The following is a 2,847-nucleotide window of genomic DNA, read 5'->3' as shown; positions in this document are numbered from 1 at the left end:
CGACCTTCAGGTTATGAGCCTGACGAGCTACCGGGCTGCTCCACCCCGCGTTATGATTGGTTTTTTTTGATCGTGATGGAGAGATACGTTTTGAATGAGTGCTTCTTTCTAGGTTTGGCGGTGACCTACTCTCCCACGTCTTGAGACGCAGTACCATTGGCGCTGCGGCACTTATCGACCGAGTTCGGGATGGGATCGGGAGTTTTGCTCGCGCTATGACCACCAAACCGAGGAAGAAGCACTTTGTTTTCCAAGTCGAATGTTTGCTTTTGATTGGGTATTGAGTCTTGCTGTTTCTGGATCAGATCAAGCCTATCGAGCGATTAGTACCGGTCAACTGAGCGCATTGCTGCGCTTACATCTCCGGCCTATCGACGTGGTGGTCTTCCACGGCTCTCAAGGGATACCTTGTTTTGAGGTGGGCTTCCCGCTTAGATGCCTTCAGCGGTTATCCCTTCCGGACATAGCTACCCTGCACTGCGGCTGGCGCCACAACAGGTCCACCAGTGGTCCGTTCACCCCGGTCCTCTCGTACTAGGGGCAACTCCTCTCAAGTATCCTGCACCCACGGCAGATAGGGACCGAACTGTCTCACGACGTTCTAAACCCAGCTCACGTACCTCTTTAAATGGCGAACAGCCATACCCTTGGGACCTGCTCCAGCCCCAGGATGAGATGAGCCGACATCGAGGTGCCAAACGATGCCGTCGATATGGACTCTTGGGCATCATCAGCCTGTTATCCCCGGCGTACCTTTTATCCGTTGAGCGATGGCCCTCCCACTTGGGACCACCGGATCACTATGGCCGACTTTCGTCTCTGCTCGACCTGTCAGTCTCGCAGTCAGGCTGGCTTCTGCCATTGCACTCAACGAGCGATTTCCGACCGCTCTGAGCCAACCTTCGCGCGCCTCCGTTACGCTTTAGGAGGCGACCGCCCCAGTCAAACTACCCGCCACGCAGGGTCCCGGACCCGGATAACGGGCCGCGGTTAGACATCAAGAGTGCGAAGGGTGGTATCTCAAGGGCGGCTCCACAGGAACTGGCGTCCCTGCTTCAAAGCCTACCACCTATCCTGCACATCGCAGTCCTGATGCCAGTGCGAAGCTGTAGTAAAGGTGCACGGGGTCTTTCCGTCTAACCGCGGGTAGTGTGCATCTTGACACACAGTTCAATTTCGCTGAGTCCACGTTCGAGACAGCGGGGAGATCGTTACGCCATTCGTGCAGGTCGGAACTTACCCGACAAGGAATTTCGCTACCTTAGGACCGTTATAGTTACGGCCGCCGTTTACTGGGGCTTCAGTTCGGAGCTTGCACCCCTCCCTTTAACCTTCCAGCACCGGGCAGGCGTCAGACTGTATACGTCGCCTTGCGGCTTCGCACAGCCCTGTGTTTTAAGTAAACAGTCGCCACCCCCTGGTTTGTGCCCCCGACCCCTGGTTGCCCAAGAGCCGGGCTCCCTTCTCGCGAACTTACGGGAGCATTTTGCCGAGTTCCTTAAACGTGGTTCTCTCAAGCGCCTTGGTATTCTCTACCAGTCCACCTGTGTCGGTTTCGGGTACGGTCTGATGGAGGGCTGTTTCCAGGGACCCCGCGGCTGCCAGGACAATCCGATAAGCCCTGACAACGTTAAGGATCCGTCACTTCCTCCTGGCCCAGGAATATTAACCTGGTTCCCATCGACTACGCCTTTCGGCCTCGCCTTAGGGGCCGGCTTACCCTGCTCAGATTAGCTTTAAGCAGGAACCCTTGGACTTTCGGCGACAGGGTCTCTCACCCTGTTTGTCGCTACTCATGTCAACATTCTCGCTTCCGATCACTCCACCGGTTGCCTCACGGCCCGGCTTCACAGTCAGCACCGTTCCGACCTGAACTTTCCCGAGGGAAAGCTGAAGTCGGAATGTGCTGTATCACGGAACGCTCCGCTACCGCGCAGATTGCTCTGCACCCTCAGCTTCGGCTCGTGGCTTGAGCCCCGTTACATCTTCGCCGCAGGACATCTTGTTTAGACCAGTGAGCTGTTACGCTATCTTTAAAGGATGGCTGCTTCTAAGCCAACCTCCTGGTTGTTTTGGACGTCCCACCTGCTTTCCCACTTAGCCACGAATTGGGGGCCTTAGCTGGAGGTCAGGGTTGTTTCCCTCTCCACGACGGACGTTAGCACCCGCCGTGTGTCTCCCGGATAGTACTCTTCGGTATTCGGAGTTTGCTTAGGCTCAGTAAGTCTGTGGGACCCCATCACCCATGCAGTGCTCTACCCCCGAAGGTATTCGTCCGAGGCGCTACCTAAATAGCTTTCGCGGAGAACCAGCTATCTCCGAGTTTGATTGGCCTTTCACCCCTAGGCACAAGTCATCCGGACCCTTTTCAACGGGTGTCGGTTCGGACCTCCAGTACGTGTTACCGTACCTTCATCCTGCTCATGCCTAGATCACTCGGTTTCGGGTCTGATCCCACGAACTGAACGCCCTTTTAAGACTCGCTTTCGCTGCGCCTACACCTATCGGCTTAAGCTTGCTCGTGAGACCAAGTCGTTGACCCATTATACAAAAGGTACGCCGTCAGGGGTCATGCCCCCTCCGACTGCTTGTAGGCGTCCGGTTTCAGGTACTGTTTCACTCCCCTCGTCGGGGTGCTTTTCACCTTTCCCTCACGGTACTGGTTCGCTATCGGTCAGCAAGGAGTACTTAGCCTTCGGGGGTGGTCCCCCGATCTTCAGACAGGATTTCACGTGTCCCGCCCTACTTGATACGTCCCTTCGAGCTTCCTGTACGGGGCTGTCACCCTCTGTGGCTGACCTTTCCAGGTCATTCCAGTCACTCTCAAGGCTCGGCTGGTCCGCGTTC

2 rRNA genes (1 of these 2 running past the window's edge) are annotated in these 2,847 nt (G+C 56.1%); both read right to left on the bottom strand.

Features of this window, described 5'->3' with window-relative positions:
• Positions 1-112 precede the first annotated feature (112 nt).
• Positions 113-227, bottom strand: a 5S ribosomal RNA gene (gene rrf, locus LV82_RS14620).
• Between the two features lie 75 nt (positions 228-302).
• Positions 303-2,847 (bottom strand): 23S ribosomal RNA (locus tag LV82_RS14615) (it continues 294 nt past the right edge of the window).

The sequence above is a fragment of the Albidovulum inexpectatum genome (genome assembly GCF_002927635.1).
Classification (GTDB): domain Bacteria; phylum Pseudomonadota; class Alphaproteobacteria; order Rhodobacterales; family Rhodobacteraceae; genus Albidovulum; species Albidovulum inexpectatum.
Note: the sequence above shows the minus strand (reverse complement) of the source record. Positions and strands in the feature narration are given on the sequence as shown.